The 26,008-nt window shown below is 69.6% G+C and carries 27 protein-coding genes; 12 read left to right on the forward strand and 15 right to left on the reverse strand.

Annotation, left to right across the window (positions count from 1 at the left end):
- The first annotated feature begins 3 nt into the window (after window positions 1-3).
- Window positions 4-738: an immunity 52 family protein gene (locus NR810_RS11610; RefSeq protein ID WP_257451391.1), complete on the forward strand. Its 735-nt coding sequence runs from the start codon at window positions 4-6 to the stop codon at window positions 736-738.
- A gap of 16 nt (window positions 739-754) precedes the next feature.
- Here the strand turns inward: NR810_RS11610 and NR810_RS11615 are convergent, their stop codons facing one another.
- The 4 genes from NR810_RS11615 to NR810_RS11630 all read right to left on the reverse strand — a co-directional run bounded on the left by NR810_RS11615 (window position 755) and on the right by NR810_RS11630 (window position 4,281).
- The gene (locus NR810_RS11615; RefSeq protein WP_257451392.1) at window positions 755-1,405 is read right to left on the reverse strand and encodes a hypothetical protein; all 651 of its coding nucleotides are present in this window, start codon (window positions 1,403-1,405) and stop codon (window positions 755-757) included.
- Between the two features lie 3 nt (window positions 1,406-1,408).
- The gene (locus tag NR810_RS11620) at window positions 1,409-2,644 is read right to left on the reverse strand and encodes a serine/threonine protein kinase (protein ID WP_257451394.1); all 1,236 of its coding nucleotides are present in this window, start codon (window positions 2,642-2,644) and stop codon (window positions 1,409-1,411) included.
- Complete coding sequence (locus NR810_RS11625) at window positions 2,641-3,486, reverse strand: DUF2381 family protein (RefSeq protein WP_326522497.1); 846 nt, start codon at window positions 3,484-3,486, stop codon at window positions 2,641-2,643. The genes NR810_RS11620 and NR810_RS11625 overlap by 4 nt, the downstream gene beginning before the upstream one ends.
- 453 nt (window positions 3,487-3,939) lie before the next feature.
- A complete protein-coding gene (locus tag NR810_RS11630; RefSeq protein ID WP_257451398.1) occupies window positions 3,940-4,281 on the reverse strand; it encodes a TraR/DksA family transcriptional regulator in 342 nt (113 codons plus the stop codon).
- Window positions 4,282-4,546: 265 nt separating this feature from the next.
- Between NR810_RS11630 and NR810_RS11635 the strand changes: the two genes are divergently transcribed.
- Entirely contained in the window at window positions 4,547-5,362 is an 816-nt protein-coding gene (locus NR810_RS11635) for a YwiC-like family protein (RefSeq protein WP_257451400.1), read from the forward strand.
- 19 nt (window positions 5,363-5,381) lie between these two features.
- Here NR810_RS11635 and NR810_RS11640 read toward each other — a convergent pair whose 3' ends face one another.
- Window positions 5,382-6,020 carry an SRPBCC family protein gene (locus tag NR810_RS11640; protein WP_257451402.1) on the reverse strand — a complete coding sequence of 213 codons (639 nt, stop codon included), beginning with the start codon at window positions 6,018-6,020 and terminating at the stop codon, window positions 5,382-5,384.
- A gap of 113 nt (window positions 6,021-6,133) precedes the next feature.
- Here NR810_RS11640 and NR810_RS11645 point away from each other — a divergent pair, with 113 nt between their 5' ends.
- Entirely contained in the window at window positions 6,134-7,639 is a 1,506-nt protein-coding gene (locus tag NR810_RS11645; protein WP_257451404.1) for an HAD-IG family 5'-nucleotidase, read from the forward strand.
- A gap of 39 nt (window positions 7,640-7,678) precedes the next feature.
- On the opposite strand, the gene NR810_RS11650 is transcribed toward NR810_RS11645, so the two are convergent.
- Entirely contained in the window at window positions 7,679-10,258 is a 2,580-nt protein-coding gene (locus tag NR810_RS11650; RefSeq protein WP_257451406.1) for a response regulator, read from the reverse strand.
- A gap of 151 nt (window positions 10,259-10,409) precedes the next feature.
- Entirely contained in the window at window positions 10,410-10,865 is a 456-nt protein-coding gene (locus NR810_RS11655) for a DUF2267 domain-containing protein (protein WP_257451409.1), read from the reverse strand.
- 174 nt (window positions 10,866-11,039) lie between these two features.
- On the opposite strand from NR810_RS11655, the gene NR810_RS11660 reads away from it, so the two are divergent.
- The 5 genes from NR810_RS11660 to NR810_RS11680 all read left to right on the forward strand — a co-directional run bounded on the left by NR810_RS11660 (window position 11,040) and on the right by NR810_RS11680 (window position 13,603).
- Window positions 11,040-11,552, forward strand: a complete 513-nt coding sequence (locus NR810_RS11660) for a hypothetical protein (protein ID WP_257451411.1) — start codon at window positions 11,040-11,042, stop codon at window positions 11,550-11,552.
- A gap of 96 nt (window positions 11,553-11,648) precedes the next feature.
- Window positions 11,649-11,915, forward strand: a complete 267-nt coding sequence (locus NR810_RS11665) for a hypothetical protein (RefSeq protein ID WP_257451413.1) — start codon at window positions 11,649-11,651, stop codon at window positions 11,913-11,915.
- A gap of 53 nt (window positions 11,916-11,968) precedes the next feature.
- Window positions 11,969-12,637 (forward strand): hypothetical protein, encoded by a 669-nt coding sequence (locus NR810_RS11670; protein ID WP_257451415.1) that lies wholly within the window; start codon window positions 11,969-11,971, stop codon window positions 12,635-12,637.
- 83 nt (window positions 12,638-12,720) lie between these two features.
- Complete coding sequence (locus tag NR810_RS11675; protein ID WP_257451417.1) at window positions 12,721-12,999, forward strand: hypothetical protein; 279 nt, start codon at window positions 12,721-12,723, stop codon at window positions 12,997-12,999.
- 100 nt (window positions 13,000-13,099) lie between these two features.
- Window positions 13,100-13,603: a hypothetical protein gene (locus tag NR810_RS11680; protein ID WP_257451419.1), complete on the forward strand. Its 504-nt coding sequence runs from the start codon at window positions 13,100-13,102 to the stop codon at window positions 13,601-13,603.
- Here the strand turns inward: NR810_RS11680 and NR810_RS11685 are convergent.
- The 5 genes from NR810_RS11685 to NR810_RS11705 all read right to left on the reverse strand — a co-directional run bounded on the left by NR810_RS11685 (window position 13,554) and on the right by NR810_RS11705 (window position 17,669).
- Complete coding sequence (locus NR810_RS11685; protein ID WP_257451421.1) at window positions 13,554-14,618, reverse strand: S1 family peptidase; 1,065 nt, start codon at window positions 14,616-14,618, stop codon at window positions 13,554-13,556. The two genes, NR810_RS11680 and NR810_RS11685, sit on opposite strands and share 50 nt — an antisense overlap.
- Before the next feature lie 205 nt (window positions 14,619-14,823).
- On the reverse strand, window positions 14,824-15,393 hold the full coding sequence (locus NR810_RS11690; RefSeq protein ID WP_257451423.1) for a hypothetical protein: 570 nt from the start codon (window positions 15,391-15,393) through the stop codon (window positions 14,824-14,826).
- A 43-nt stretch (window positions 15,394-15,436) separates the two neighbouring features.
- Entirely contained in the window at window positions 15,437-15,826 is a 390-nt protein-coding gene (locus tag NR810_RS11695; protein ID WP_257451425.1) for a hypothetical protein, read from the reverse strand.
- Window positions 15,826-16,731, reverse strand: coding sequence for a hypothetical protein (locus tag NR810_RS11700; RefSeq protein ID WP_257451427.1), 906 nt, complete (start codon window positions 16,729-16,731; stop codon window positions 15,826-15,828). The genes NR810_RS11695 and NR810_RS11700 overlap by 1 nt, the downstream gene beginning before the upstream one ends.
- 110 nt (window positions 16,732-16,841) lie before the next feature.
- Window positions 16,842-17,669 carry a CheR family methyltransferase gene (locus NR810_RS11705; protein WP_257451428.1) on the reverse strand — a complete coding sequence of 276 codons (828 nt, stop codon included), beginning with the start codon at window positions 17,667-17,669 and terminating at the stop codon, window positions 16,842-16,844.
- A gap of 234 nt (window positions 17,670-17,903) precedes the next feature.
- On the opposite strand from NR810_RS11705, the gene NR810_RS11710 reads away from it, so the two are divergent.
- Window positions 17,904-19,283: a hypothetical protein gene (locus tag NR810_RS11710; protein ID WP_257451429.1), complete on the forward strand. Its 1,380-nt coding sequence runs from the start codon at window positions 17,904-17,906 to the stop codon at window positions 19,281-19,283.
- Between the two features lie 14 nt (window positions 19,284-19,297).
- Here NR810_RS11710 and NR810_RS11715 read toward each other — a convergent pair whose 3' ends face one another.
- Window positions 19,298-20,143 carry a DUF3396 domain-containing protein gene (locus tag NR810_RS11715; RefSeq protein ID WP_257451430.1) on the reverse strand — a complete coding sequence of 282 codons (846 nt, stop codon included), beginning with the start codon at window positions 20,141-20,143 and terminating at the stop codon, window positions 19,298-19,300.
- Between the two features lie 62 nt (window positions 20,144-20,205).
- Window positions 20,206-21,003 (reverse strand): hypothetical protein, encoded by a 798-nt coding sequence (locus tag NR810_RS11720; protein ID WP_257451432.1) that lies wholly within the window; start codon window positions 21,001-21,003, stop codon window positions 20,206-20,208.
- A gap of 287 nt (window positions 21,004-21,290) precedes the next feature.
- Between NR810_RS11720 and NR810_RS11725 the strand changes: the two genes are divergently transcribed.
- Complete coding sequence (locus tag NR810_RS11725; RefSeq protein WP_257451434.1) at window positions 21,291-23,000, forward strand: DUF1592 domain-containing protein; 1,710 nt, start codon at window positions 21,291-21,293, stop codon at window positions 22,998-23,000.
- On the forward strand, window positions 22,997-24,331 hold the full coding sequence (locus tag NR810_RS11730; RefSeq protein WP_257451435.1) for a DUF1552 domain-containing protein: 1,335 nt from the start codon (window positions 22,997-22,999) through the stop codon (window positions 24,329-24,331). Before NR810_RS11725 ends, NR810_RS11730 begins: the two co-directional genes overlap by 4 nt.
- A gap of 21 nt (window positions 24,332-24,352) precedes the next feature.
- Here the strand turns inward: NR810_RS11730 and NR810_RS11735 are convergent, their stop codons facing one another.
- Window positions 24,353-25,294 (reverse strand): agmatinase family protein, encoded by a 942-nt coding sequence (locus NR810_RS11735; RefSeq protein WP_257451437.1) that lies wholly within the window; start codon window positions 25,292-25,294, stop codon window positions 24,353-24,355.
- A gap of 129 nt (window positions 25,295-25,423) precedes the next feature.
- Between NR810_RS11735 and NR810_RS11740 the strand changes: the two genes are divergently transcribed.
- Window positions 25,424-25,999: a CAP domain-containing protein gene (locus tag NR810_RS11740; protein WP_257451444.1), complete on the forward strand. Its 576-nt coding sequence runs from the start codon at window positions 25,424-25,426 to the stop codon at window positions 25,997-25,999.
- The last annotated feature ends 9 nt before the right edge of the window (window positions 26,000-26,008 follow it).

The following is a 26,008-nucleotide window of genomic DNA, read 5'->3' on the forward strand; positions in this document are numbered from 1 at the left end:
CGCATGAGTGAATCCTATGGAGCTGGAGCCTATTGGGGGCGGCGTCCGGAGGGAGCTGAGGCGTGCGCTCGACGCGCGGAGACATTCTTCCACCTCCTCGCGGAGTGTCACCCGAGCTATGCCCGGTGGTACGAGAAGAACAACTCCACGCGCAAGGCGCTGCAACTCGGCTTTGAACCCACCCGAGAGACCTTCGAGCGCTTCTTTGGACGAGAGAAGTACCAGAGCGGAAATGACGGGTTCCGCTTCAGTGCCTGGACAGGGCACGTCGAGCAGGACCAGGGCGGCGCGGTCTCGGTCCGTTGTGGGTCGAAGGCCGAGTTTTCGTCCAATGTGGTGCGCGTGCAATTCCCGCATGAGGAATCCGGTCACGAGCGCATGCTCACGATGCCGGTGCTCGCGGGCATCATGCGCGCCATGGCCGTGGCCTGGGAGCCGGACTGGGCTCTCGCGACAGCGGATGGACTGTGGGAGCAACTCTCCGGAGGCAGTCGGATCGGCTGCTTCCTCGGGTGGATGACGTACTTCTCGCGCGAGCGTGGGGAGGTGCCCCCCCTGCCCGAGCCAGTGCGTGTGGAGCCGGTAGGCGACAAGGGTACGCTCGTCATTTTGACTCCCGAGCGGCTCATGCCGAGCAATCCCGAGCATGTGGCGCTCGCCTGGCGCGTTCAGAGGCTGCTCGAGGAACGAGGGCTGCTCAGACGGGTGGTCGAGCCGCCCCCTGTGGCGCGTCCATGAGAGAGCGCGTGCTCAGTCAGCGCCAGTCCGGCGGCGCCAGATTGATGCGCGGCACGTAGTAGCCCTCGGGCCCCTGCAACACCGTCTCGAAGCGCGGATCATTGAGCACCACGCTGCCGGGGCTCTTGTCCACCCGGGCCGGATCCACCTTCGTGCCCGGAATGGGAAACTTCGCGTACGTCGCGATGCCGTACTGATGCAGATCATCCACGGCCACGCCGCAGATGGGCATCGAGGTGCCGTCCGGAAGGTAGAGGCGATCGAACTGCATGTAGACGCGGTGGGGCGTCGTCACCGCTTCACCCGTGATCTTCAGGTACAGTTCCTGGCCCTTCATGTCGACGTACATGGAGGCGGTGACGGGGCCCGGCTTCAGATTGAGCGCGCCTCCATCCTCGATGGATTCGTCCGAGACGGCGGTCCCCGTCTCCAGGAAGGAACCCTGCTCGTCGGGCTTGATGCCCAGCTTGACCGGAGTGGCGCGCGCCTCGGGAGAGCAGCGGGCGAGGTAGCCGATGGGATCCGGCCGCACGGGAGCGGTGGCGCATCCCACGAGCTGCGCGACGGACACGCTCAGCAGGCTCGTGAGCAGCGCACACCAACGGGAGGGGGACGGCTCGGAGGCGGAGATGCCGATGGGCGCTTCGATAGAGGAAGAGGAGGACACGGACTACGTTCCTTTCGCGGATGGCGCCGGAGAGACCGACGCGGTGGGCTCCGCGCGCAAGCCATCCTCCCCAGGAGGGACACACGCCACGCGGAGGAGCATCCACCCTACCCCGAGCAGCCCCAGCATGAACGGAAGAGCCATCAGTCGCCGCGGCCACTGTCCCACCCTGGCCGCGAACCGGGGGGAACGGGTCGTTCCGGCGGAGGTCGGAGGAGAAGGTGGAGACTCCGGCTCCGGTGGCTCCTCCTTCACCTCCTCCAGGATGTCCACGTCCGGGAATGACGCCTGGAGCCGCGCGCACTGGGCTGGCCATTTCGCCGGGGCCTGCCAGGAGGCGGTGAGTCCCTCTTCCGCGCGCATCCGCTCCAGTTCCTCGCGCACGATGCGGGCACTCACGGGGCGTTTGCCGGGCTCCTTCTCCAACAGCCACATGGCCATCGCACACAGGGACTCGGGAAGTCCGGGATCGAGCAGCCGGGGATGAGGCGGAGACGTGGAGGCGATGGCCACCAGCAACCGCTCCAGCGGCAGCCGTGTGCTGAAGGGACGGCAGTTGGTGAGTGTCTCGTACAGCAGCACGCCAAAGGCATACAGGTCCGCGACGGGCCGGGCCTCCAGGCGCGCACCCGGGCGCAAAGCCTCGGAAACCAGGAAGGTGACGACCTCGGGAGGCTGGCAATGGATCGTGCCCGGCGCCAGCCCCTCCGTCAGCGTACGAGCCCAGGGCAGGTGCACCGAGCCGAAGTCGATGAGGAAGGGTTTGTCATCTCCCCGTCGCACCAGGAGGTTGTCCGCCTTGATGTCCCGGTGGCACACGCCGCGCTCATGGAGCACCTCCAGGAGCTTCAATCCCTCGCACAGCACGCCCACGCAGCGGTAGAGCGTCGCGCGCTCGCGCCAGCGCCACGCGTGGAAGGTGCTCCCGGAGACGTAGGGGGTGACGAAATAGGCGTAGCCCGTCTCCGAATCGGGCCACCGCCCCCACTCAATGACCGGCAGCAAGTTGGGATGTTCCAGATGCCCCAGCGAAGCCACCTCGCGACGCATCCAGGCATCCACTTGGTCCTCATCCACCTTCGAAGCAGGCCGGACCGCCATCTTCAGCGACGAGCGACGGCCCGCGCGCTCCACCAGGAACACGAACGCGAAGCCCCCGACGCCCAACCGGCGCACGATGCGGAAGTCCCGCACCATGTCTCCCGGGCGAAGTTGATTGGGGTGCAGCGGCGAATTCATGGGCGAGACGAACCCGCTTCCAGCCGCAGCGGTTGGAAGTTCCCTGGCGAATCCTCCCCATCCAGTGCCAGCTCCAGACCAAGGGCTCCCTCTGGGAGCAGCCCGGTCAGGACGTGACGCTGGCGTATGGCGTTCGCCACACCTGACAGCACATGCGCTGGCCACTCCAGGAGGACACCGTCCGCGAATGACACCCGCAGCCGCCCCTGCACCAACCTCCACGCGGGAGACCCCTTCTTGCGGCTCCTCACGCCCACGGTGACGAAGAAGCGCCGACCCAGCCACAGCACGGACTCGACCCGTCCTCGCGAGTCATGTGGATTGCGCTCCACCACCTCCTGCGGCACGGCCAGCGTGGCACGAGCATCCGGCGCATCGAGGAGGCTCCTGGCCATCAGCTCCGCACCGTCCTCATCGGCGGAAGCCGGAGCGCGCACCACGCGCACCCACAGGTCAACAGCGTCACGCTTCGTCACGAGTGAAAAGCGGATCGGCTCGGCGCCGTCCTCGGCACTCACCGTCAGGAGCACCGGCTCATCCGGGAGCACCGCAGCGGTTGCGATGAGGACCAAGGCCCTCTCGTTCAGACGGCCGATCTGAACGGGCCCATCCTCACAGGCTGGCTGAACGACCTCGGCCCGCAGGGGCGGTTCAAGCTCGACGACCGTGGCCACGCCCGGCGCCAGATGCAGCTCCAGCGGTAGCACCTGCCCGGGACTGGAAGGGAGAACAAGTGTGCGTCGCTGGTGCTCTGGCCTTCCCACACCACCCCATCCGGAGCTGCCGAAGCCAGGGAGGGAGACGAGGAGAGGCAGGAGCAGCCAGGCACCAGGACGCACCACTCATCCATAGGAGGAACCGGCTCCCGTGGCAAGCAAAAAACCACTTTTGCCGTCACCTCGAACGGGGTGACTTCTGCGATGGTGTCCTCACACAGTCCCAACCCTGGACGCCGACCGCGTTGACGCGCCACCTGGAACTTCCGGATGATCAGCGGACACGCAGAACTTCCAGGGGGTGTTCCATGCGCGCCGATTCCACGGACTCTCGACCTGTCGTCATCAGGAGGCGCCGCGGAGCACGGGCTCTCGGCATGGCGCTCCTGCTACTGCTCGGGGGATGCGCCACGAGCGCTCCGCTCCCGGGACTGCTGCCGGGTTCCCACCGGCGTCCCGCCCTCCGGCCTCCCCAGGTCGCCTCTCCCGCCCCCTCCTCCGGGCAGACAACCCCAGCCTCCGGCGGTGGCTTCAACACGCCCTACACGCCCTACCAGTGACACTCCGCACGCGGGTGGATCAGCGCTCCACCTGCTCGCTGCACGTCATGCAGTGACGCGCCTCGGGAATGGCCCGCAGCCGGTGCCTCCCGATGGCCCCGCCGCACCGCGCGCAGTGCCCGAACCCGCCCTGCTCGATGCGCACCAGCGCGTCGTCGATGTCCCTCAGCTCTCGCCGCTCCCGCTCCGACAGCCGCTCCAGCACCGCCTCCACGCTCTCCTCCGCGGCCTCGTCCGCCGGGTCGGACGGCCGCCCGTCCCTGAGCTCCTCGGCCTCCGCATGGTTGTCACGCAACAGGCCACGCAGGCTGCTCCGCCGCTGCAGCAAGGCCTCCCGTGCCTGGTTCATCAACGTGTGCATGATGGCTTCCCCACTTCGCGCGGCGAGCCTCGTGGGCCACCGAGGTATGAGTCGCGCCGGTCCATTTCAGGAACCGTGCCTCGCACCGCCTTCCTCTGGACGGCCCCTCCCGCGCGCAAGGTTTGCGGCTCTCTCCAGGCCCCTTGTGCACCCCTTGCGCACGGCCCCCTCTCCTCCTCCCACACGCACGCTGGAACACGCCTTGCTCCGGGTGTTGGCGGCCACCCTCCCGGTGTCCAGACTCCCTTGGATCGAGGTCGCTCGCATGATGTCCTCCCCCTCCGCGTCCACCCCTCCCCGCCCGCTCCTCCAGGGACTCCTCCCCCGCGAGCATGGGGCGTACTTCCAGCTCGGCCTCCCGCTGGCCACCGCCCTCCTCGTCTCCGGCGCGCCCCCCGCGGCCCGCTGGCTCTCCGGGGCCGCCATCGCCTGCCTGCTCGCCCACGAGCCCCTCCTCCTCCTGCTCGGCCACCGGGGCGCCCGCCGCGGTGAGCGTGATGGGGGCCGTGCCCGCTCATGGGGTGTCGCCGTGGGGCTCCTCGGCGCGCTGTGCTTCGTGCTCGGCACCCTCTCCCTGCCCGCCGGGGTGTGGCCCTTCCTCGCGCTGCCCCTCATCCTCGGCGGCGAGGTGCTGCTGCTCGCCTGGAACCATCAGGAGCGCACCCTCGCGGGCGAGGTGCTCGCCGCGCTCGCGCTCGCGGCCTGGGCCGTGCCCATCGCCATGGCCGGCGGTCTTCCCGCCTCCACCGCGATGACGCTCTGGGGTACCTATGGACTGGCCTTCGGGCTGGCCACCCTGGCCGTGCGCACCGTCATCGCCAGCCACCGCCCCCGCGCCCACCGCGAGCGGCTGCGCTGCTCGGGCGCCGCCCTGGTGGCCGCCTTCCTCCTGGCGGCCGTGGCGTGGGCGCTGCAGGCCGGGCTGTCCCCGTTGTGCGTGGCGGCGCTGCTGCCCGTGGGCCTCGTGGCGCTCGGGCTGTGCGTGGCCCTGCCCTCGCCCCGGCGGCTCAAGTCCATCGGCTGGACGCTGGGCGCGGCGGGCACCCTCACGTCGGTGCTGCTCGGCGTGGGCCTGTCCTGAACGGGGACGGCCCGCGCGTCTAGCGTACCGAAGCCCGCTCCGTGGCCAGCTTGCGCGCCCGCTTCTCCACCGCGCGCACCGTGTCCATCACCGCGTCCTTCTGGCCCACTCCGGCCAGGAAGCCGGGGATGGAGCCCCCGGGCTCCACGGTGAAGCGGTAGACGAAGCGCACCCGGCTCTCACCGGCCGGGGTGAAGTGCCAGCTGCCCTCGTTGTGGTACAGCCGCACCACGCCCGTCCGCTCCGGCAGCGCCTTGCCCTGGGAGAACCACCGCTGGCGGAACTGCCCCGTACCGTCCGCGGCCAGCAGCTCCTCGTCCACCACGCGCAGCACGTAGTCCCGGTTGGAGATGATGGGGAAATCCAGTTGCGTGTACGTCACGCGCCCGTCCGGCTCGTGGGACACCACCTTGGACTCCGTCACGTACGGCATCCAGTGCCGGAAGCTCTCGTGGTCCCTCAGCGCGGACTGCACGTCCTGGATGCTGACGTCCAGGTGCCCCTCGGCCCAGACCTCCCGGCCACCGGGGATGTCCGCACGCTTGCGGGCCTTGATGGCCACATCCCCCCCGGCGACCTTCTCCCATTCCTCCGCCGCCCCAGCACCACTCATCGTCAGGACCACGAACAGGGCCGTCAGGCCCGGCAGGCTCCGCATGTTCGACTCCCCTCACTTCGAGGCGGGTCACCGGCCGGTTTCCCGCCATCCACCAACACCGCCACCACCAGAATCATCGACTTTTGGTACCGGCCAGGGCACGAAGGTAGACCATGACCGGCCACCTGCCAGCCCCCCCACCCGAGCGAGGACTTTTCTGCAATCGCACCCTCAACATGAGGGCCATCAAAGCCATCGGTTATGACATGGATTACACGCTCATTCACTACAAAGTGGAGGCGTGGGAACAGCGGGCCTATGAGCATATGAGAAACCGGCTCGTGGCCCAGGGTTGGCCCGTGGGCCACCTGACGTTCGATCCGATGCTGGCCATGCGCGGCCTCATCATCGACACGGAGAAGGGAAACCTCCTCAAGGCCAACCGCTTCGGCTTCGTGAAGAAGGCGCTCCATGGCACCCGGCCCATGGACTTCGAGGCCCAGCGCCGCGAGTACTCCGGCACCATCATCGACCTGGCCGACCGGCGCTGGGTGTTCCTCAATACGCTTTTCTCACTTTCCGAGGCGTGCCTCTACGCGCAGGTGGTGGACCTGCTGGATGACGGCAAGCTGCCCGGCCCCATGGGCCCCATGGGCTACGGCGACGTCTACGAGCTGGTGCGCCGCAGCCTGGATGCCACGCACATGGAGGGCGCGCTCAAGGCGGAGATCATCGCCGACCCGGGGCGCTACGTGCTGGCCGAGCCGGACACGGCGCTCGCGCTGCTGGACCAGAAGAACGCGGGCAAGAAGCTGCTGCTCATCACCAACAGCGAGTGGGCCTACACGCTGCCGATGATGCACGCGGCGTTCGATCCGTATCTCCCGCCGGGGATGACGTGGCGGGAGCTGTTCGACGTGGTCATCGTCAGCGCCCGCAAGCCCGAGTTCTTCACCACGCGCTCCTCGCTCTTCGAGGTGGTGACGGCACCGGGCCACGAGGGCCTGCTGCGTCCGCACTCGGGGCCGCTCAAGCCGAGGACGCCCTACTTCGGGGGCAGCGCCACCGAGGTGGAGCGCTTCCTGGGCATGAGCGGGGATGAAATCCTCTACGTGGGCGACCACATGTTCGGCGACGTGCACGTGACGAAGAACGTGCTGCGCTGGCGCACCGCCCTCATCCTGCGCGAGCTGGAGGATGAGATCCGCGCCATCAGCGCCTTCCGGGGCACCGAGGCGCGGCTCGCCGAGCGGATGCAGCACAAGGAGCGTCTGGAGGCCGAGTCCTGCCAGGTGCGGCTGGAGCTGCAGCGGCGGCGGCTGGGCTATGGCCCGCGCGAGCCCTCGCCGTCCGACGAGCAGCTGCACGCCCGCGCGCTCGAGCTGCGCACCCAACTGGAAGCGCTCGACACGGAGATCGGCCCGATGGCCCGTGCCGCCAGCGAGCTGGCCAACCCCATCTGGGGCCTGCTGACGCGGGCGGGCAACGACAAGAGCCACCTGGCGCGCCAGGTGGAGCGCTACGCGGACATCTACACGTCGCGGGTGAGCAACTTCCTCTTCGCCACGCCCTTCGTCTACCTGCGCAGCCCGCGCGGCAGCCTCCCGCACGACCCGACCACGCCCGGCGGCACGCCCGTGTTCCCCGCCAGCGCCACCGGGGACACGAGCGCTCCCTGAGCCCCGGGGCCGCTGGGACTCCCCCAGCGGCCCCGCCCGTCACCCGTTGGAAGGCCGTCCCGCGAGGGCGTCCATCATCCGGTCCAGCACGCTCTCGAGCTGGGAGAGCTCATAGGGCTTCGGCAGCAGCACGGCGCCCGGCACCGTGTTGCCCGCCGCGCCGCCGTAGCCGGAGGCGATGATGACCTGGAGACCGGGCCGCTGGCGGACGGCCTCGCGGGCCAGCTCCACCCCCGACATGCCGGGCAGGCTCACGTCCGTGAACAGCACGTCGATGCCGCCGGAGGCGAGCACCTTCTGGGCCTCCTCCGCGCTCGGCACGGCGAGCACGCGGTGCCCGAGGACATCCAACAGCTCGCAGACGGAGGAGCGGATGGACTCGTCATCTTCCACGAGGAGGATGCGCAGTTCCTTGGGTGCGGGCGCGGGCGCGGGCGCGGGCGTGGGCGCCGTCCGCGCGGCCATCCGCTGCTGGCGGTTGCGCAGCAGCTGGCGGAGCTTCCGGGCCAGGTCCTCCCGGCGATAGGGCTTGCTCAACAGGCTGACACCGGGATCCAACCGGCCGCCGTGGACGATGGCGTTCTCCGTGTAGCCCGACGTGAAGAGCACCTCGAGGTCCGGCAGGAGCGCCTTGGCCTGCCTGGCGAGCTCCGGGCTGCGCACCGGGCCGGGCATCACCACGTCGGTGAACAGCAGGTCCACCGGCACGCCGCTCTGGATGACCGCCAGGGCGCTCTGCCCGTCGGTGGCCTTGAGCACGCGGTAGCCGAGCTCGCTCAGCAGCTCCACCACCGTGGCACGCACCTCGGCGTCGTCCTCGACCACCAGGATGGTCTCGTTCCCCCCCTCGATGGGGCCCGAGACGACCTCGGTGCGCTGCACCTCCGCCTGGAACGAGCGCGGCAGGTAGATCTTGATGGTCGTCCCGTGTCCGACCTCGCTGTAGATCTTGATGTGGCCGCCGGTCTGCTTGACGAAGCCGTACACCATGCTCAGCCCCAGCCCCGTGCCTTGGCCCTCGGGCTTGGTCGTGAAGAAGGGCTCGAAGACCCGCTCCATGATCTCCGGCGACATGCCACAGCCGGTGTCGGAGACCGCCAGCATCACGTACTGGCCGGGGGTGACCTCCGAGTGGAGCTGGGCGTAGTGGTCGTCGAGCATGGCGTTGCCGGCCTCGATGGTCAGCTTGCCCTCGCCCTCCATCGCGTCGCGGGCGTTGATGGCCAGGTTCAGGATGACGTTCTCGAGCTGGTTGGGATCGGCGAACGTGTTCCAGAGGCCCCCGGCGATGACCGTCTCGAGCGCGATGTCCTCGCCCAGGGCGCGCCGCAGCAGGTCGTCCATGGCACGCACCAGCCGCCCCACGTTGAGGGCCATGGGCTCGAGCGGCTGCCGCCGCGCGAACGCGAGCAGCTGGGAGGCGAGTCTGGCACCGCGCTCGACGGCGCCGACGGCGGTCTGCAGGCGCCGCTGCGCCTGCTCGCTCCCGGAGATCTCCCGCTGCAGGAGCTGGAGATTGCCGCCGATGACCTGCAGCAGGTTGTTGAAGTCGTGCGCCACCCCGCCCGTGAGCTTGCCCACCGCCTCCATCTTCTGGGCCTGCCGCAGCGCGGCCTCGGTCTGCCGCCGCTCGGCCTCGCTCTCCTCGAGGGCGCGGGTGCGCTCGCGGACCAGCTCCTCGAGGTGCTCGCGGTATTTGAGCAGCTCGTCCTGGGCGCGCTTCTGCGCGGTGACGTCGTTCCCCTGAGCGAAGATGCCCGAGATCGTCCCATCCGGTTCGATGATGGGCTGGTACACGAAATCGACATACGCCGCCGTGAGCGTCGAGCCCGGCTCCCGCTGCACGAGGAGCCGCTGTCCCCGGCCGACGATCGGCTCGCCCGTCGTGAACACCTGGTCGAGCATTTCGAAGAAGCCCTGCCCCTCGACTTCGGGAAGGGCTTCCCGAGCCGGCTTGCCCAGGAGCTCCCGATGGCCGACGAGCTGGTAGTAGGAGGGGTTGACCAGTTCGAAGACATGCTCCCGGCCCCGGAGGAAGGCCACGAACCCGGGCGCCTGTTCGAACAGCCGGCGGAGATGACGGCGCTCGGCGTCGAGGTTCCTGTTGGCCTCCTGGACGAGCCGCGCGCGCTGAAGGACCCCCGCCTCCATCTGTTCCATGGGAGGGGCCTCCTCCCGGGCGAGCTCCGCGGCCCTCACGGCCTGCTTGAGCCGTTGCAGCTCCGTCACGTCCACGGTGTGCTGGAGGATGAAGGCCACCTCGCCCCGGTCATCGAGGAGCGGCGTATGGGTGGCACTCCAGTAGCGGTCCTCGACGACCACGCCCCCGGGGGTCTGGCGGGGGACCCGATAGGGGATCAGCGCCAGGGTGTCCGGTACGCGCCCCTTCAGGACCCGCTCGAACGACTCCCGCAGCTGGCGCGCGCTGCTGTTGTTGGGGTCGTTCGGATCATGGGGGAACGCCTCGAAGACGCTCCGCCCCAGGATGTCCTCGGCCCGGCTCGCGGTCACCCGCAGGTAGGCCTCGTTGGCCGCGACGTACCGCAGCTCCCGGTCCAACACCATGTAGGGATTGGGCGAGCGGTCGAAGAGCGTCTCGAAGTCGATGGTGTGGGGCATTGTTGAAGGCGGGCCGAAGCCCCTCCGCTCTCTTGCCTGGCTGCGAGTCCCTGGAGGGCTCATGCTTTCCAGGTACACAAACAATCGAGAGGAGGCGACACCAAATCCCGCCCCGGGCCCTCTCGGAGACCATCGCCTGACACAACCCGGCCTACTGCGTGCGGCGCCAGAGGTCCCGCAGGTCGGGCGACAGGTTGCTCTCGACGTCCTCGGCCTCGCCCTCCGAGATGTGCTCGCGCAGCCCCTGGAAGACGGCGCGCACCAGGGGCTCCACCTCGGACACGTCCTTGCGCAGGTCCTCCGCCACCACCCTCAGGAAGTCGTCCCGGTTCTTGCCAAAAGCGCGCACCGGCTTGTCCTCACCCTCCTGGGGCAGGAACTCCACCAGCTTGCGCGGCAACTGCGCCTTCAGGTCCTTCGCCTCGCCGGGCTGGATGCGGTGCAGCAGGGCATTGACGACCGACACCGCCGCACATTCCGCCACCCCGGGTTCCAACTTCCCTACCTCGCACAGGTGTTTGATGAAGGCGGCGTAGGTAGAGCCGACACGGGACAGGTGCCGCTTCTCGCTCCGGCTCAGGGGGGTTTCCTCTGGAATATCAGCCATTTCGCGCTCCTCGGTGTCGTCTCCTGAAAGGTGGACATGCCCTGGCGGGAGGGGAGATGGGCTGATCGGAGGGCGGGCGGTGGAGACCGGGGCGGGGGTGGAACGCCTGGAGAGCGAGCGGGCGACCTGGGCGATCAGCAAGGAATGTCAGACCCCTCTAGTATCAGTGGTGCCGTGAGCCATTCGACCACCAACGGCGCGTTGCGAGTCCTGGAGCAGGGCAATCTTCTCGACGGGGCGTACCTGGTGCCTGGCCTGAACGGAACCGGAGACAAGAAGCGGGCCCGCAAGAAGAAAGCGGCGCCCAAACCGGGCTTCGTCACGGCGCTGGCGCTGGCGGTGCAGCAGGGGCGGCAGCTCGCGAAGGAAGTGGGCAAGACGGCGCTGTCGCGCTGCCCGCGCTGTGGACACGTGGGGCCGACGCAGCGGGACTTCGGCACGCGCATCATCCGGGGCGAGCGCCGGCCGCAGTCCTGGTGCCGCAACTGCCGGAAGACGAACCTGCCGCCGCTCAAGGCCCTGCCGGATGCCTCGGGCCGGGACGTGAAGGCCGCGCACGGGGAAAAGGCCCAGGAGAAGCACGAGAAGTCCCGCCGCGCCCCGGTCCGCGAGGTTCGCCAGGCCCGTGAGGACGGCTGGCTGTTCCCGCCAGAGATGCTGGGCGGCGGCAAGCGCCGCGACTCCTGAGGCCCGGGCAACCGTCCGGGGCCTCCGTCCGCTCCCCCTGGGGATGACGGCACCGCCGTGCGCACTCATTCCTCACGAGGCAAGGAAGGAGAGCACATGGCGGTTCGAACGGACACAGTGGGTATCAAGAACCTGCGTCAGGCGGACGTGCACGCGGCACAGTCCGGCCAGCAGGCCAGCAAAGGTCGGCCCATTCCCTTTCAGGACGAGCTCCCGGCGCTGAAGCGCGAGCGGCTGCTGGCCCGGGCCCGGCTGGGCCCGGCCGCGGAACTCCACCTGCCGAAGATTCCCCGGACGGTGGCCCCCGTGCGCGGGCGCAAGAAGCCCCCCAGTCAGATGCACATCAAACGCAACGGCGGGTGAGCCCGGCAACAAAACGGGGACAGGCGCGATGGGCGGTCTATGCTGGGACCGAAATGAGTGACGCGCTGTTCTCCTCGGAAGTGGAACCGGCCGACACGCGGTACCTGTGGCGGCTGTGGTTCGCGGACGTGCTGGACCTGGCCACCTCGGCATGGGTGGGCTGGGGAGTCCTGCGCATGGTGGACGTGGAGCGCACGGGGGGCTCGCTCGTGGTGGCCGGCGTGGTGACGTGGCTCCTGCTGTCGCTGGCGAGCGGGCTGAGCGGGTGGACGCTCTGGCGGGGCCTGGTGGGCCTGCGGCTGGTGGCGGATGGGAGCGCGCCGGGCGTGGCGCGGGGGCTCGGCCGGGCCTTCGTGGTGCCGGTGGACCTGGCCATCTCCCCCTTCCTCCAGCGGCGGTATCTCGACCGCCTCCTGAAGGTGCAGCCCGAGGCCGTGGCGCTGCTGTCCAAGCGCTGGCAGCGCGGCCTGGGCTGGCAGGTCTTCTGGCTGGTGATGGTGCTCGGCGCGGTGTGGTTCATCGTCATGCCCACCCGGCGCGAGGCCGTCACCTACCTCAAGCGGCTGGACGGGTGGCGCTGCTGCCACGCGAAGACACCCCCCTCGGCCTTCAAGTGCTCGACCTCGCTGTGGCGCGCGCGCGGTGCCGCCGAGAGCGGAGACGCCCAGGCCCAGGCCATCATGGCGGACTGTCCACGCGCCTCGGGCACGCTGGAGCCCTGAGCCGCGCGAGACCGGCACCCGAGCGAGCGGGGGGATGGAAAAACCGCCCGGGCGTCCTTACCTCCGAGTCAGGAGGCCAACACATGGCGGTCAGGACGCGGGAAGCAGGTACCAAGAACAAGAGGCGGGTGACGAGCGTCGACGAGACGCAGCCCAACCGGCAGGCCCAGGGGCTCAGCAAGGGACGCAAGACCGTGCCGCGAGACCAGGCCGCGGCCCTGCGCCGCCAGAAGCTGATGCGCAAGGCCACGCCCGGCCCCGCCATGACGGAGCCCGTCGGACTCGGGCCCGCCACCACCGAGGTGAAGCCCGGAAAGAAGACCCTCACCCGGCGCAAGGCGAAGCGCGGCAACCTCGTGTAGCGCTCACGCCCCAACCCCCATTCCCATCCATCCGACAGAGATGGACCGGCCCCCCTGGTCAATCGGGCCGGCCATCCCTACCTCACGCTGGGGAGGTCCCATGCCAGAGAAGACCAAGCAGTTGCGCGCCAAACGCGCCAAGGCGAAGGGCACGACCATGACGGTGATGGCCTCGGACACCGGCGACGTTCCCGCCGGCAAGAGCGCCCACGCCCTCAAGAAGAGCCGAAGCATCGTCGGCCGCACCCGCACCACCGAGCGGTCCGTCAGCCGCCGCCGTCCTCCCGGCGAGGGCAAGACGGCCCAGAGCCTCAAGCTGCCCATCCCGGAGACCGGAAGCTCCACCTCGCGCCGCAAGACGATTCCAGACGAGGCCGCCGCACAGTACCGCCACGGGACACGCCGCAAGACGGTCGCCACCGAGGCCGCCGCCGCCTACCGCCGCGAGGAGCGGCCCAAGAATCCTCGCAACGAGGCCAAGCAGCGCCAGGAAGCTCGCAGCAAGCGCGGCTCGCCCGTGCAGGGCCGCAAGAAGGCCCCCAGCGAGATGGACATCACCCACAGCGGTGGCCCGCGCAAGCGCCTGCCCCTCCACGGCGGCTGAGCCACACGCCCCACACGAGCCACGCCAGCGCCCCTGGGCCTGGCGCTCCCGTACAGCCCCGCGCCTCCTCCGGCGCGGTCGGCTGTGTCCGTCCGCATGGGGTGAAGCACCGGCACGCCTCTTCCCCCTCGGGCTCCAGGCGCGCGCACACGCTCCCCGCTCCACAGTGGGCATCCTCGGTGCAGAGAGCTCCATAGTCGCCTTCCCGGAGCGCGGGCTGGAGGCATCGGCCCGGTCCGTCCTCCGTCACGGGGACGCAGGTGAGACCCGAGGGACACTCGGCGTCCCGTGTGCACGCGTCCGTGCAGAGGGTGTCGGGCGCCAGCACCGGGCCCGGAGGCGGGAGGCTCTCGGCGAGGAAGGGGTGGATGAAGGACTCGAGCAGCGCGTCCACCCGGACGTTGAAGGCGTCCTTCCGGCACGCCACGTCCCCGCTCGCCGTGAGGCCCACGAGCACCTCGCGCCCGTCCGAGCCACGCACCAGCACCGGCCCTCCGCTGTCTCCCACGCAGCTCATCGCCGGCGAGGGCCCTGCGTGGAACGCTCCCGGCTCCACGGAGGTCACCCGCAGGGTGCCCTGTCTCCGCTGGCCCGAGGGTGCGTTCGCGTCCTTCGTGTCGCCGAAGCCCACCACTCGCGCTTCCTGGCCGGTCTCCAGCTCGCCCCACCCGGGCTCGGGCAGGGGGAACGGTCGCGCATCCAGGGGTTTCGCGAGACGCAGCAGCGCCGCGTCGAAGGTATGTGTGGCCGCGTCGTAGTCCCAGTGTCTCACCGCCCTCGCCACCCGGGCGAACTGGCCTCGCGGCTCGGGCTCGGGCAGGAGCTGGGTGCCCAGGAAGATTTCGTACGCTCCCTCCGTCCCGAAGATGTCCAGGCAGTGCGCCGCCGTCAGCACCACGTCCGGCGCGATCAGCGCCCCCGTGCACAGCAGCGTCAGCGGTTCTCCCGTGCAGCGCGCTCGGCGCGACAGCAACGCCACCACCGCCGCGTCATCCGGCGCCGCGGTTCCTCCCACGATGGGGGACTCCTGGGTGGATGGAGCCGGAGACGCTGGAGTGGTGGGTGCGCAGGCGCACAGCGTCAACAGTGTGAGAAGGGGGACGGTGACTCCGTGAAGACCCTCACCCCAGCCCTCTCCCAGAGGGAGAGGGTGATCGCAACCCGGGTTCATCCGATACCCTCACCCCGTCCCTCTCCCGAAGGGAGAGGGGTTGTCGCGCTCACTGGACCCGCGCCTGCTCCTCTTTTCGCGCTGCTTCCTCCAACGCCACTGTTTCTTCTCTCAGCTTTCCCAGCCTCGCCCGGTGGCGGGTGAGTTGCACCTCCAGCCTCCTCGCCTCCGCTTCGTCCCCTCGCGTCCGCGCCGCCGCGCGCTCCTGCTCCAGCCGCTCCACGTCCCGCCCCAACAGCTCCGTGATGCGCACCATCTTCTCGTGCCGCCATGCCGCCGTCTGCGGCTTCTCCGGCTCGATTGGATCGTTCTCCTGCGGCAGCGGATTCTCCACCTCCGGCTCCGGCACCACATCCCCGGGTCCGATCGGCACCACCGTCGCCCGGAGCCCCTCCGCTGCCTGCTCGGGCGCCTCGGGCTTCACCGGCTCGGGCTTCGCTGGCCCCGTGATGGGCGACACGCGCGCGGGCTCGGGCGCCTTGGACACCTCCACGGGCGGAGCCTTCCGCTTCGAGGTGCCGGTGGCTTCCGGCACGGGCCAGAGGAAGCGCAGCGCCAGCGCGGTCCCCAGCAGCAGACCCGCGGCAAGCGGTGGAACCCATCGGGAACGGTTGTTCATCGCGCGTCCATTCTCTCCCAACAGGGGCCCACCGCGCCTTCACTCACAGGCGCAGCTTCCAGCCCTCCGGGTACTCCTCCACCCGTAGGAGCATCGGCTGCTCGCGGACCCGCCCGTTCCTCGCCACCCGCGCGCGCACCATCACCGCGCTCGAGTCCCGCCCGTCCACCTTCGCGTCCAGCACCTCCACCAGGGAGACGCCGTGCTCGTTCAGCTCGTCCACCGTCGCCCGGCAGGTGTCCGGCCCCTTGCCCACCAGCAACGGGCCGAGCACCGCGCAGTCCCCCGCCGGCAGCGCCTCGAAGAAGCGCCGCACCGTGGCCCGCGCGGCCTCGGTCTTCCCCGTCTCCGAGGGTCTACAGGCGAGGGCGGCCAGCAGGCCCAGCCACACCGCGGCGCGCGGCACCGCCCTCATCAGCACGAAGCGTGTCATCAGTAGCAGTTGGGCGCGTACAGCTCGTCGTCGCTCGCGGAGGCGAACTGGTCGTCGCAGTAGGCGCTCGCCAGCGCGTGGCCGTTGCGCACGCAGCCGTCGTGGTTGGTGGCGTCCAACGTGTACTGGGTGTCGCCTCCGCAACCCCCGCCGCAGCGGCCGAAGCAGATGCCCTGCACCTTCGGACGGCTCCAGTGGTCCGGCTCGCCGCACACCCAGGAGCCGCCGCTCAGGTAGTACTCGTCACCGCTGCACGTGGCGTGGTTGCCCAGCTGGGCGATCTGCTGGTTGATGGTGGCGTCGAAGCCGCCATGCTGGCAGTCGTGCTTCGCGTACGAGTACCAGTTGAAGCTGCCACCGCAGCTGCCCGTGTAGCTGCCGTTGCACTTCGCGTAGCTGCACAGCATCGTGTAGCCGCGCCCCTGCTCGCCCATCACCGTGCGCTGCAGCTCCACGGTGCCCGGGTGCTCGGCCCACAGGCCCACCGCGCGCCGCAGGTACTTCGCCTCGGGCGACGCCGCGTCACTGGCCGGCAGCTGCGCGTTGAGCGCCGCGTACAGGCCCGTCAGCAGCTCCCGGTCCCCGTCCAGCATCTGCGTGTCCAGGCCGCTCTCCTCCGCGAACCCGTCCAGCGATGACACGCCGTTGGCCGCGTCCACCAGGCCCGTCAGCGTCATGCCGTTCTGCCGCAGCTCGATGCGGTAGACGCCCTCCTCCACCGAACGCGAGGAGAAGCCCACCTCGAGGCCCCCCTGCACGTAGCGGCCAGACACCACCCCGGCCTCCTGCGTCAGCTCCAGCCCGTCCGCGGCCTTCAGCTCTTCGTCCGTGCGCGTCGGCTCGCTGCCCTGCCCACCGCAACCCCACAGCATCATCGCCGCGACTGCTCCGAGTACCTTCCGCATAGGCGCGTATCCCCTCCTGCCTCGATTCCTGCCTCGATATTCCCAAAAGCAGAGAAAATAAGAGGATTCGGCTTTAACGGACCTGTTGCCTTCCAGCAAGTCGTGGCGCGTCAAGCCGGCGGGGCCTCACGGCGGAACAAGGGGAGCGCCCCGGCGGCGCGGGCGAGGCCCGTGGCCCCCTCGGGGAGGGACTCGTGGGCGCCAATGGCGAGCAGCCCCCCGGGCTCCAACCGCTCCAGGAGGCGCGCCAGCACCTCGCGCTGCACGGGCGGCGCGAAGTAGGTGAAGGCCACATTGCGGCAGAGCACCAGGTGGAAGGGGCCCTCGGGCATGCGCTGGCGCAGGTCCTCCAGGCGGAAGTCGAGCCCCTCGCGGTACTCGGGCCGCAGGCACAGCAACTCCTCCCGGGGCGTGAAGGCCCGGTCCACCCACCCGGAGGGCAGCTCCCGCAGCGTGGCGCGCCGGTAGCAGCCCTGACGCGCACGCTCCAGGAGCGAGGCGTCCGCGTCGGTGGCCACCAGCTCCAGGCGGAAGTCGGGGAAGCGCGGCCACAGGCCCAGCCGGAAGAGGACGGCGACGGTGTAGGGCTCCTCGCCCGAGGCACACCCGGCGCTCCACACGCGCAGCAGGGAGCCGCCCCGGGCCCGCTCGGCCTCCAGCACCTCGGGGAGCAGCGGCTCGCGCAGCGCGTCGAAGACACCCTGGTCCCGGTAGAAGCGGGAGATGGTGACGCGGCACAACGCATCGAGCACGGCGCGCTCGGCCGCGTCCCCCTCCAACCGCTCGAGGTAGGCGGCCAGCCCCGGCACTCCGAGCGCCTTCATCCGCCGGCCGACGCGCTTGCACACCTGCCCGCGCACGCGGCGGAACCCCTCGTAGCGCAGGCCCAGGCGAGGCGCGGCCCACCGCAGCAACTCCAGGCACTCGGCATCCGTCACGCGGCACCTCCCCCGTGTCATCCCGTCTCCGGGCCGGTCGGAGCGGGACCGACAGGAGAGCAGGTCCCCCGAGTCCGGAAACCACCAGTCGCGGAGGGCTGTTCAGGGTCCGACGTGAGCACCGTACACCCGGGCAGGAGCTTTACACCTGCGTCTGCCTTCACTGTTGAGACCTCGGCGGGCAACCCCCACCCAGGCCCGACGGGAGCCGGCGCAGGCCGGATGGAGGCAGTCATGGTTGGAGGCGGCAAGCGGGCATGCGGGCGTCTGTGTCTCGTCTTCGTGGTGTCCGTGCTCACGGCCTGCGGTCCGGACGGTGGGCACGAAGACCCCAACACGGAGTGCCGTGAGGGCCCGAGGACCGGCAGGCAGCACTCCCCCGGGGGTGAGACGCAGTGGGTGCGCACGGTACGGAGCGAGGGAGGGAGCGACGTTCCGGTAGCCGTCACGCACGACCGGCAGGACAACGTCATCACCGTGAGCAATCACCTCACGCCCATCGACTTCGGACACGGCCCCCTGGGCACGCCCTCGGGGGCATACGTCCTCGTCGTGTCGAAGTACTCGCCACGCGGCGAGTTGCTGTGGGTCCGCTTGCTCGAGGCTCCCGCGCGCACCGGGGTGAGGCCCTACGTGCGAGCCCAGGCGCTCACGGCCGACAGGCACGGGAACCTCTTCCTCACGGGCCAGCAGAGCGGCGGATTGGACCTTGGAGGAGGACCGCTGCCGGCTGGCGCGTTCCTCGCGCGGTTGGATCCGGAGGGACATCCGCGCCAGGCCCGAGCCCTGCCCATCAGCGCCACGGAGCTGGCCGTGAACACGTGGGGCGACATCACCCTCTCGGGCGTCCTGTCGGGACAGGTGGACTTCGGCCAGGGGCCGGTCACGGGCAATGGCAATGCCTATCTCGTCCAGTATGGACCCGAGGGCGGGTTGCGCTGGGTCTACGTCGACTCCGCGCGCGGCGTTCCGATGGACCTCGCGCAGGATGAGGCGGGAGACCTCTACCTGGCGGGCGGCCAGTTCCTCCCCCCCTCTCCGTTCCCCACGCCCTTCCTCACCCGCATCACCTCCGAGGGCAGGCACCAGTGGACGCGGCGGCTCCAGGGAGCATCGGGACTGGCCATGAGCGTGGCGGCCCGGGGCGGCCAGGTGGTGGTGTCCGGCCACTTCACGGGGAGCTTCGCCTTCCGTCAGCAGACGTTCTCCGCGCCCGCGACCCGTGGCCTGGTGCTCGCCTACGAGCGCGAGGGGAAGGAGCGCTGGGGCTACCTGCTCGGCAGCACCTGGGGACTGGTGGCGGTGGACCAGGGCCAGGGCGTGGTGGTGGCCGGCCGCTACACGGGATGCGAGGACTTCGGCCTCGGACTCGGAGGGCTCGAGGGCTACCCGGGCGCGACCAACCTGTACGTGCTGCGGCTCCAACGCCCCACGGGGAAGCTCCAGTGGTTCCACGGCTACCCCTCCACCGGGACACTGCCACAGGACCTCTCCGTGACACGCCAGGGAGAGGCGACCCTCGTGGGCACCTTCCGGGACCCGGTGGACCTCGGCACCGGCCCGCTGGCTCCGGGCCCGGGCTCCAACACCTTCGTCCTCCAGTTGGAGCGCTGAAGACGGAGCGGAGGTCAGTCGAGGAACCGGCGCTCCCAGCGGCGCCTGTCCTCCGGGCGGAATCGGCTCTCGGGGAGGGGCCCCTCGTAGAACCAGGGCTCCAGCACGCGCGCCAGCTCGCGGTAGGCGGGCAGCGTACGGCCCTGCTCGGTATCACCCGCGTCCGGCCACTCCCCGAGCGTCACCAGCACCCGGTCGCCGTCCAACTCCTGCACCATGGTGCCCGGTGAGCGCAGCCGCGCGCGCAATGCCGCCGCGCCGCCCAGCTCTCCCAACACCGGCTGGCCCAGGAACGTCAGCCACGAGGGGCCGCGCACCCGCGTGCCGATGTTGTACGAGTAGAGCGCCACGTCGGGGAGATCCATGCCCGGGTAGCGGAAGCACAGGTCCTGGATCTCCTTCGTTACCCCCACCACATCGTTCGGACCCAGGAAGGCCATGCCCCCGTTACCGGAGCAGAAAGGCAGAGGGGCCGCCAGCTCCAGCGCCAGTGCTCGCACCCGCTCGGGTCCCTGCTCCTCCAGGTACTCCGTGGGCAACCAGAACGACGCCACGCAGGCGTGCTCCTTCGCCCCCCTCCACTCGGGGTTGTCGAGGTGCCTGCCGTAGTATTCGAAGTGGAACCTCTCCGGACCGCCCGTTCTGACGTCTTCCAGGATGACGCGAGGCCAGGGGTCCTCCAACAGATTGCGCCGGTTGAGCGCCCAGCCTGCCTCATCGAGAACCTGATCATCGCCTTCATCGTCTACATAAAAGCCAAGATTCTCCATCCCTACCGCGTCCAGGTAGGTGTCCATCGAGCGCATCACCGCCCGCGCCATCTGCGTGTGTGGCCGGCGCATGTAGAAGTCCAGCCGCAAGCCCTCATATATCCAGTATCCGCGGGACTCTGTACGGAGGCGGATTCTCGGGTAACGCTCACTCACCAGAAGGCTCCTTTTCGAGGGCCGATGAGCTCGACCTCGGGTCCGAAGGCCTCCTTATAGATATCGCCCTGCGATCTACCCGCATAACGGTGTCCCGGAGGATACGTCCTCCATCTGGGCCGCTCATCGAAGTTCACACAACGGAACTTGAAGTCATAGACGGCCCGCACCTGGAGCGGGTCTCCGGTGTGGATGACCACATCGGGTTCCAACGTTCCCTTCAGCGCCTCGCCTCCCTGACGCAGCAGCGCCTCCTTCTCCGAAGGACTGACGAGCGACTTCTCTCCCGTCTCCCTTTTGAACCGGTAGCGCTGCTTGAAGCTGAACTTCAGGCCCATTTCCCTCAGCTTCACCTCGGCGCACTTCATGGCCACCTCGTGCATCTCCAGCCCGAGCCGCATGGCCCACGTCACGCTCCTCCCCTTCGTGTCCACGGTCATCTTGTTGCACTCTCCCGCGTTGGGCACCGGCCCCTCGAAGGTCCCCGTGTGACTCAGCAGTACCTCCGTGCGAGCCAGGTCCGCGCATTGTTCCAACGCGCTCTGGATGGAGCTTTGCGTCACATCGCCCTGAGCAGATGCCACCACGCCCGCGGAAGCCACGACCGTGCCCACCGTCTGCACCGGTTCGGTGGCGACCTCCCTTCCCGTCGCGGTGGCGCAGTAGACGGGATTCACCCTGCACCGGGCACTCAGTGAATCCTGGGCGTAGTGACTCGGAACACCTCGGACAGGCGTGCTCGCACAGGCTCCGAGCAGCAGACAGCCAGCAAGCAACCATCCCAGTCGATGCATGAGCCGGTCCGGCATCTCCCCTCCCTTTCGCCGCCACAGGAGGGGCAGCAGCATCAGTCTACGCCGCGACGGACCACGCACGCGCATTCCCCACCGTGACGCGTGGCATACCGCACCCGGGACACACGGCATCCCTCCCATGCCGTGCACCTTCCCACGCATCCGAAAGGTCCCCGACACCAGCTCGTCCTCCCATCGGAGCGCTCCGTATTCAGTCCAACGAGAAACGGATTGGTTGAAAACTTGCTCCGGACCCCGCCCGAGCCCCCGTGAGGAGGAGGTCCGACGTGAACAAGGTGGACTCACGCGGCTGGCGAATGGCGCTGGCAGGCACGGCCTGCGCACTGTTGCTCGCCAGCTGTACCCGGAAAGAACCGCGCGCCAACGAGGAGCCCCCCAACCCCGCGGACTCCCAGACGGATCAGACGCCCCCGGAGTGCCAGGGGCCGAGAGACCCCGGCCGCGTCACCCTGCACCGGCTCAACCGCGCCGAGTACGACAACACCGTGAGGGATCTGCTCGGGGACACCACGCGCCCGGCGCGAGACTTTCCCGCGGACGACCACGGCTACGGCTTCGACAACAACGCGGACGTGCTCAGCCTCGGGCCACTGCTGATGGAGAAGTACTCGGCCGCGGCGGAGAAGCTGGTGGAGGCCACCTGGAAGCAGGATGCCACCCGCGACCCGCCATTGGTGCGAGTCTGCGCGCCGGACCCGGCGGACCCGCTCCCCTGCGGACGACAGATATTGGAGCGCTTCACCCGCCGAGCCTGGCGCCGACCCGTCACCTCCACCGAGGTGGACCGGCTCATGGGCTTCCTCTCGCTGGCCAGCGAGCACGGGGACAGCTTCGACGCGGGCATGAAGCTGGCGCTGCGAGCGGTGCTCCTCTCGCCGCACTTCCTCTACCGCGTGGAGCTGGATCCCAACCCCGCCTCGACGGAGCCGCACCGACTCAACGACTACGAGCTGGCCAGCCGGCTCTCCTACTTCCTGTGGAGCAGCATGCCAGACGAGGCGCTCCTGGCGGCGGCCGGCACGGGCACGCTGCACACACCGGAGCAACTGGAGCGGCAGGTGCGCCGGATGCTGGCGGATCCGAAGGCGGAGGCGCTGGTGGACAACTTCGCCGGGCAATGGCTGTACACGCGCGCGCTCGACTCCTTCCACCCGGATCCACTCCTCTACCCGTTCGACGACGGGCTGCGCGAGGCCATGCGCCAGGAGACCCGGCTCGTCTTCCGCGAGTTCCTCCTCGGCAACCGCCCCGCGCGCGACCTGATGGACGCGGACTTCACCTATGTGAATGACCGGCTCGCCCAGCACTACGGCCTTCCCGGGCCGGGCACCCAGGAGATGCGGCGCGTGAGCCTCGCCGGACACCCGGAGCGCTCGGGTCTGCTGGGCCAGGGCTCCATCCTCGCCGTCACCTCGCATCCGGACCGGACCTCACCCGTGAAGCGCGGGCTCTGGGTGCTGGAACAGCTCATGTGCGAGGCACCGCCGCCCCCACCTCCCAACGTGGAGGGCCTGCCGCCCGCGGTGGATCCGAAGATGAGCATCAAGCAGCGCATGGCGCGGCACCGCAGCGACCCGACGTGCGCTGGGTGCCACACGCTGATGGATCCCATCGGCTACGGAATGGAGAACTTCAACGTGGTGGGCGCGTGGCGGCTGAAGGAAGAGGTGAGCGGCGCCGAGGTGGACCCGAGCGGCGATCTGCCCGGAGACGTCCACTTCAAGGACGGCGTGGAGCTGCGCGCCATCCTCAAGGCGGACCCGGAGTTGGACATCTGCATCGCCCAGCACCTGCTCGCCTACGGACTGGGGCGCGGGCCGGTGAACGCGGACGCCTGCACGCTGCGAGACGTCTCCAAGCAGGCCGAGGCACGCGGGGGCAGATTGTCGGACCTCATCCTCGCCATCACCCAGAGCGAGGCCTTCACCTGGCGGCGCGGTGAGGCGGAGGGCACGAACGAGGGGGGAGCGCCATGAAGGACTTCAAGCTGTCACGGCGGACGTTGCTCCGGGGCATGGGCACGCTGATGGCGCTGCCCGTGCTGGAGCAGATGGTGCCCTCGGTGGCGCGGGCGGCCGGGCCCGGAGCCGCGCCCCGCCGCCTGGCCGTCTTCTATGTGCCCTGCGGCATCTACATGCCCAACTGGACACCGAAGGGCACGGGGCGCGACTGGACGTTGTCGCCCACGCTGCAACCCCTGGCACCGGTGAAGGACGACGTGCTGGTGCTCTCCGGGCTGTCGCACGAGCCGGGGCGGCCGGACCAGTTCGGCCACCACGCGGCCGGCACGGGCGCCTTCCTCTCGTGCGTGAAGATCCACAAAACGGACGAGGAGGAGGACGTGCGCGCCGGCGTCTCCATGGACCAGCTCGCCGCCAGGGCCCTGCGGCCCTACACGCGCCTGCCCTCGCTGGAGCTGGGCAACGATGGAGGCGATGGAACGGGCTCGTGCGACGCCAGCTTCAGCTGCGCGTACGCGCGCAACATCGCCTGGGCCGCGCCCACCTCGCCCGTGGCCAAGGACACGAACCCGCGCTCGGTGTTCGACCGGCTCTTCGCGGGCTTCGACCCGGACGCCACCCGGGCGCAGATCGAGAAGCGCAAGGCCTACGAGCAGAGCATCCTGGACTTCGTGCGCGAGGACGCCCAGGGCCTGAAGCAGAAGCTGGGGACGAGGGACCGGCGGAAGCTGGACGAGTACTTCACCAGCGTGCGCGAGCTGGAGCTGCGCGTGGCGGCGCTCGACCAGCAGGCCCCCACGTGCTCCAAGGGCCCCCGGCCCGGGAACACGGAGGACGTGCGCGAGAAGACGAAGGTGATGTGCGACCTGATGGTGCTCGCCTTCCAGTGCGACCTGACCCGGGTGGCGACCTTCATGCTGGGCAACGGGCGCAGCGACCGGGTGTACGACTTCCTCGGACTGACGAGCGGGCACCACACGTACTCGCACCACCAACACGTCCCGGAGAACCACGCGGCGCTGGCGAAGATCGACCGGTGGGAGATGGAGCAGTTCTCCTACCTGTTGCAGCGGATGAAGTCCGTGCAGGAGGGAGACGCGACGCTGCTGGACAACGCGCTGGTGTACTTCGGCAGCGAGGTGGCGGACGGCAACTCGCACGGGCACTCGGACATGCCGGTGCTGCTCGCGGGGCGGGGCGGGGGCACGGTGACTCCAGGACGGCACGTGCGCTACGGGGGCAAGCCGGTCGCCAACCTGTTCATCTCGATGCTGCAATCCGTGGGCGTGAACGTGAGCAGCTTCGGTGACGACGGCTCGGGCCCCCTCTCCCACTTGAAGGAGTGAAGCCCCGAGCTCCAGCGGGCCTCAGCCCCGCGCCGAGAGCACCTCCAACAACAGGCGGGCGGCGAGCTTGGCGGTGCGCTGGTTCTCGTCGTGGGGCGGAGACAGCTCCATCAGGTCCGCGCCGATGAGCCGCGGGTCGGCGGACACGGTGCGGATGATGTCGATCATCTCGCGCGAGGACAGACCTCCCACGCCCACGGCGCTGACACCCGGGGCCACGGCGGCATCGGCGGCGTCGATGTCGACGCTGAGGTAGAGGGCATCCGCGTCGCGCATGACCTGGGACAGGGCCTCGCGCGCGATGGCGGCGGCACCGCGCTCGGCCACGTCCTCGACGGAGTAGACGTGGACGCCCTGCTCGCGGACCCAGGAGAGGTAGTACCGGGAGTTGGCGAAGCGGCGGATGCCGAGCATCGCGGTGCGCGAGCCGGTGAGGATGGAGGTCTCCAGGGCGCGGCGGAAGGGCGTGCCGCTGGAGAGCGAGGCGGCGTCATCATACTCGCGGACATCCAGGTGGGCATCGAGCGTGACGAGCGCGAGACGCAAACCCGGACGAGCGGCGGCGAGCCCGCGAAGAAGAGAGCCGGTGATGCCATGGTCGCCGCCGACGAAGAACGGGCGGGCGCCGGTGGAGAAGAGATTCCGGGAGGCCTCCTCGATGCGGGCATGGGCCTTGGAGGCGTTCATGGAGGCGAGCGCGAGGTCTCCCATGTCCACGATGTCGGCGAGCTCGCGCTGCCCATCGAAGGAGCCATAGGAGGAGAGGGCCTCGCGGAGGGCCTTGGGGCCGAAGCGGGCACCGGGACGAGACGGAATGCCGCCGTCATAGGGCAGACCGAGGACGACGGTGCGGTCGCGGAGCGGGACACCGGGCTCGAAGGGGCGCAGGAGGGAGGAGGCGCGGGGGTCGCGGGAATCGGCGGCCGGGCGGAGGCCGGCGAGAGGGTCATGAGGAGTATCCACGGTCATCTCCGTGTCTATATCCCCTCTCCCTCCGGGAGAGGGTAAGGGTGAGGGTATCGAGAGCCTCGGGTCGCATCCTTGCCACGAATCGAACCCGTATCGAAGAGTTGGGAGCAAGAGGAGCCAACCATGAACACGAGCAAGTTCCGCCTGCTCGCCCTGTCGCTGACCTGCCTGGCGGCGGGAGGGGTGGGGAGCGGGAGCAGCGAAGCGGCCACGAAGACCGGGAAGAACAGCGGCACGAACGCCCAGTTGGCGGCGGACATGGTGTCAGCGCACAACGAGGCGAGGGCGAGCGCGAAGCCGGCGCCGAAGCCCGAGCTGCCCCCGCTGATCTGGTCGGAGGACGCGGCGAAGGTGGCGCGGGCGTGGGCGAGCCAGTGCAAGTTCCAGCACAACCCGAACCGGGGCAGGCACGGGGAGAACCTGGCCGCCGCGGCGCCGCCGGGTTCGAAGACGAACAAGGAAGCGGTGAGGGACTGGGTGTCGGAGGCGGCGGACTACACGTACGCGAGCAACAAGTGCGCGCCGGGCAAGATGTGCGGCCACTACACGCAGGTGGTGTGGCGCAACACGACGCAGGTGGGGTGCGCGACGGTCACCTGCACGAAGAATTCGCCCTTCGGCGCGCAGTTCCCCAAGTGGCAGCTCTGGGTGTGCAACTACGCGCCGCCGGGCAATGTCGTGGGGCAGAAGCCGTACTGACCCACGCGC

This window comes from Archangium lipolyticum, from assembly GCF_024623785.1.
Classification (GTDB): domain Bacteria; phylum Myxococcota; class Myxococcia; order Myxococcales; family Myxococcaceae; genus Archangium; species Archangium lipolyticum.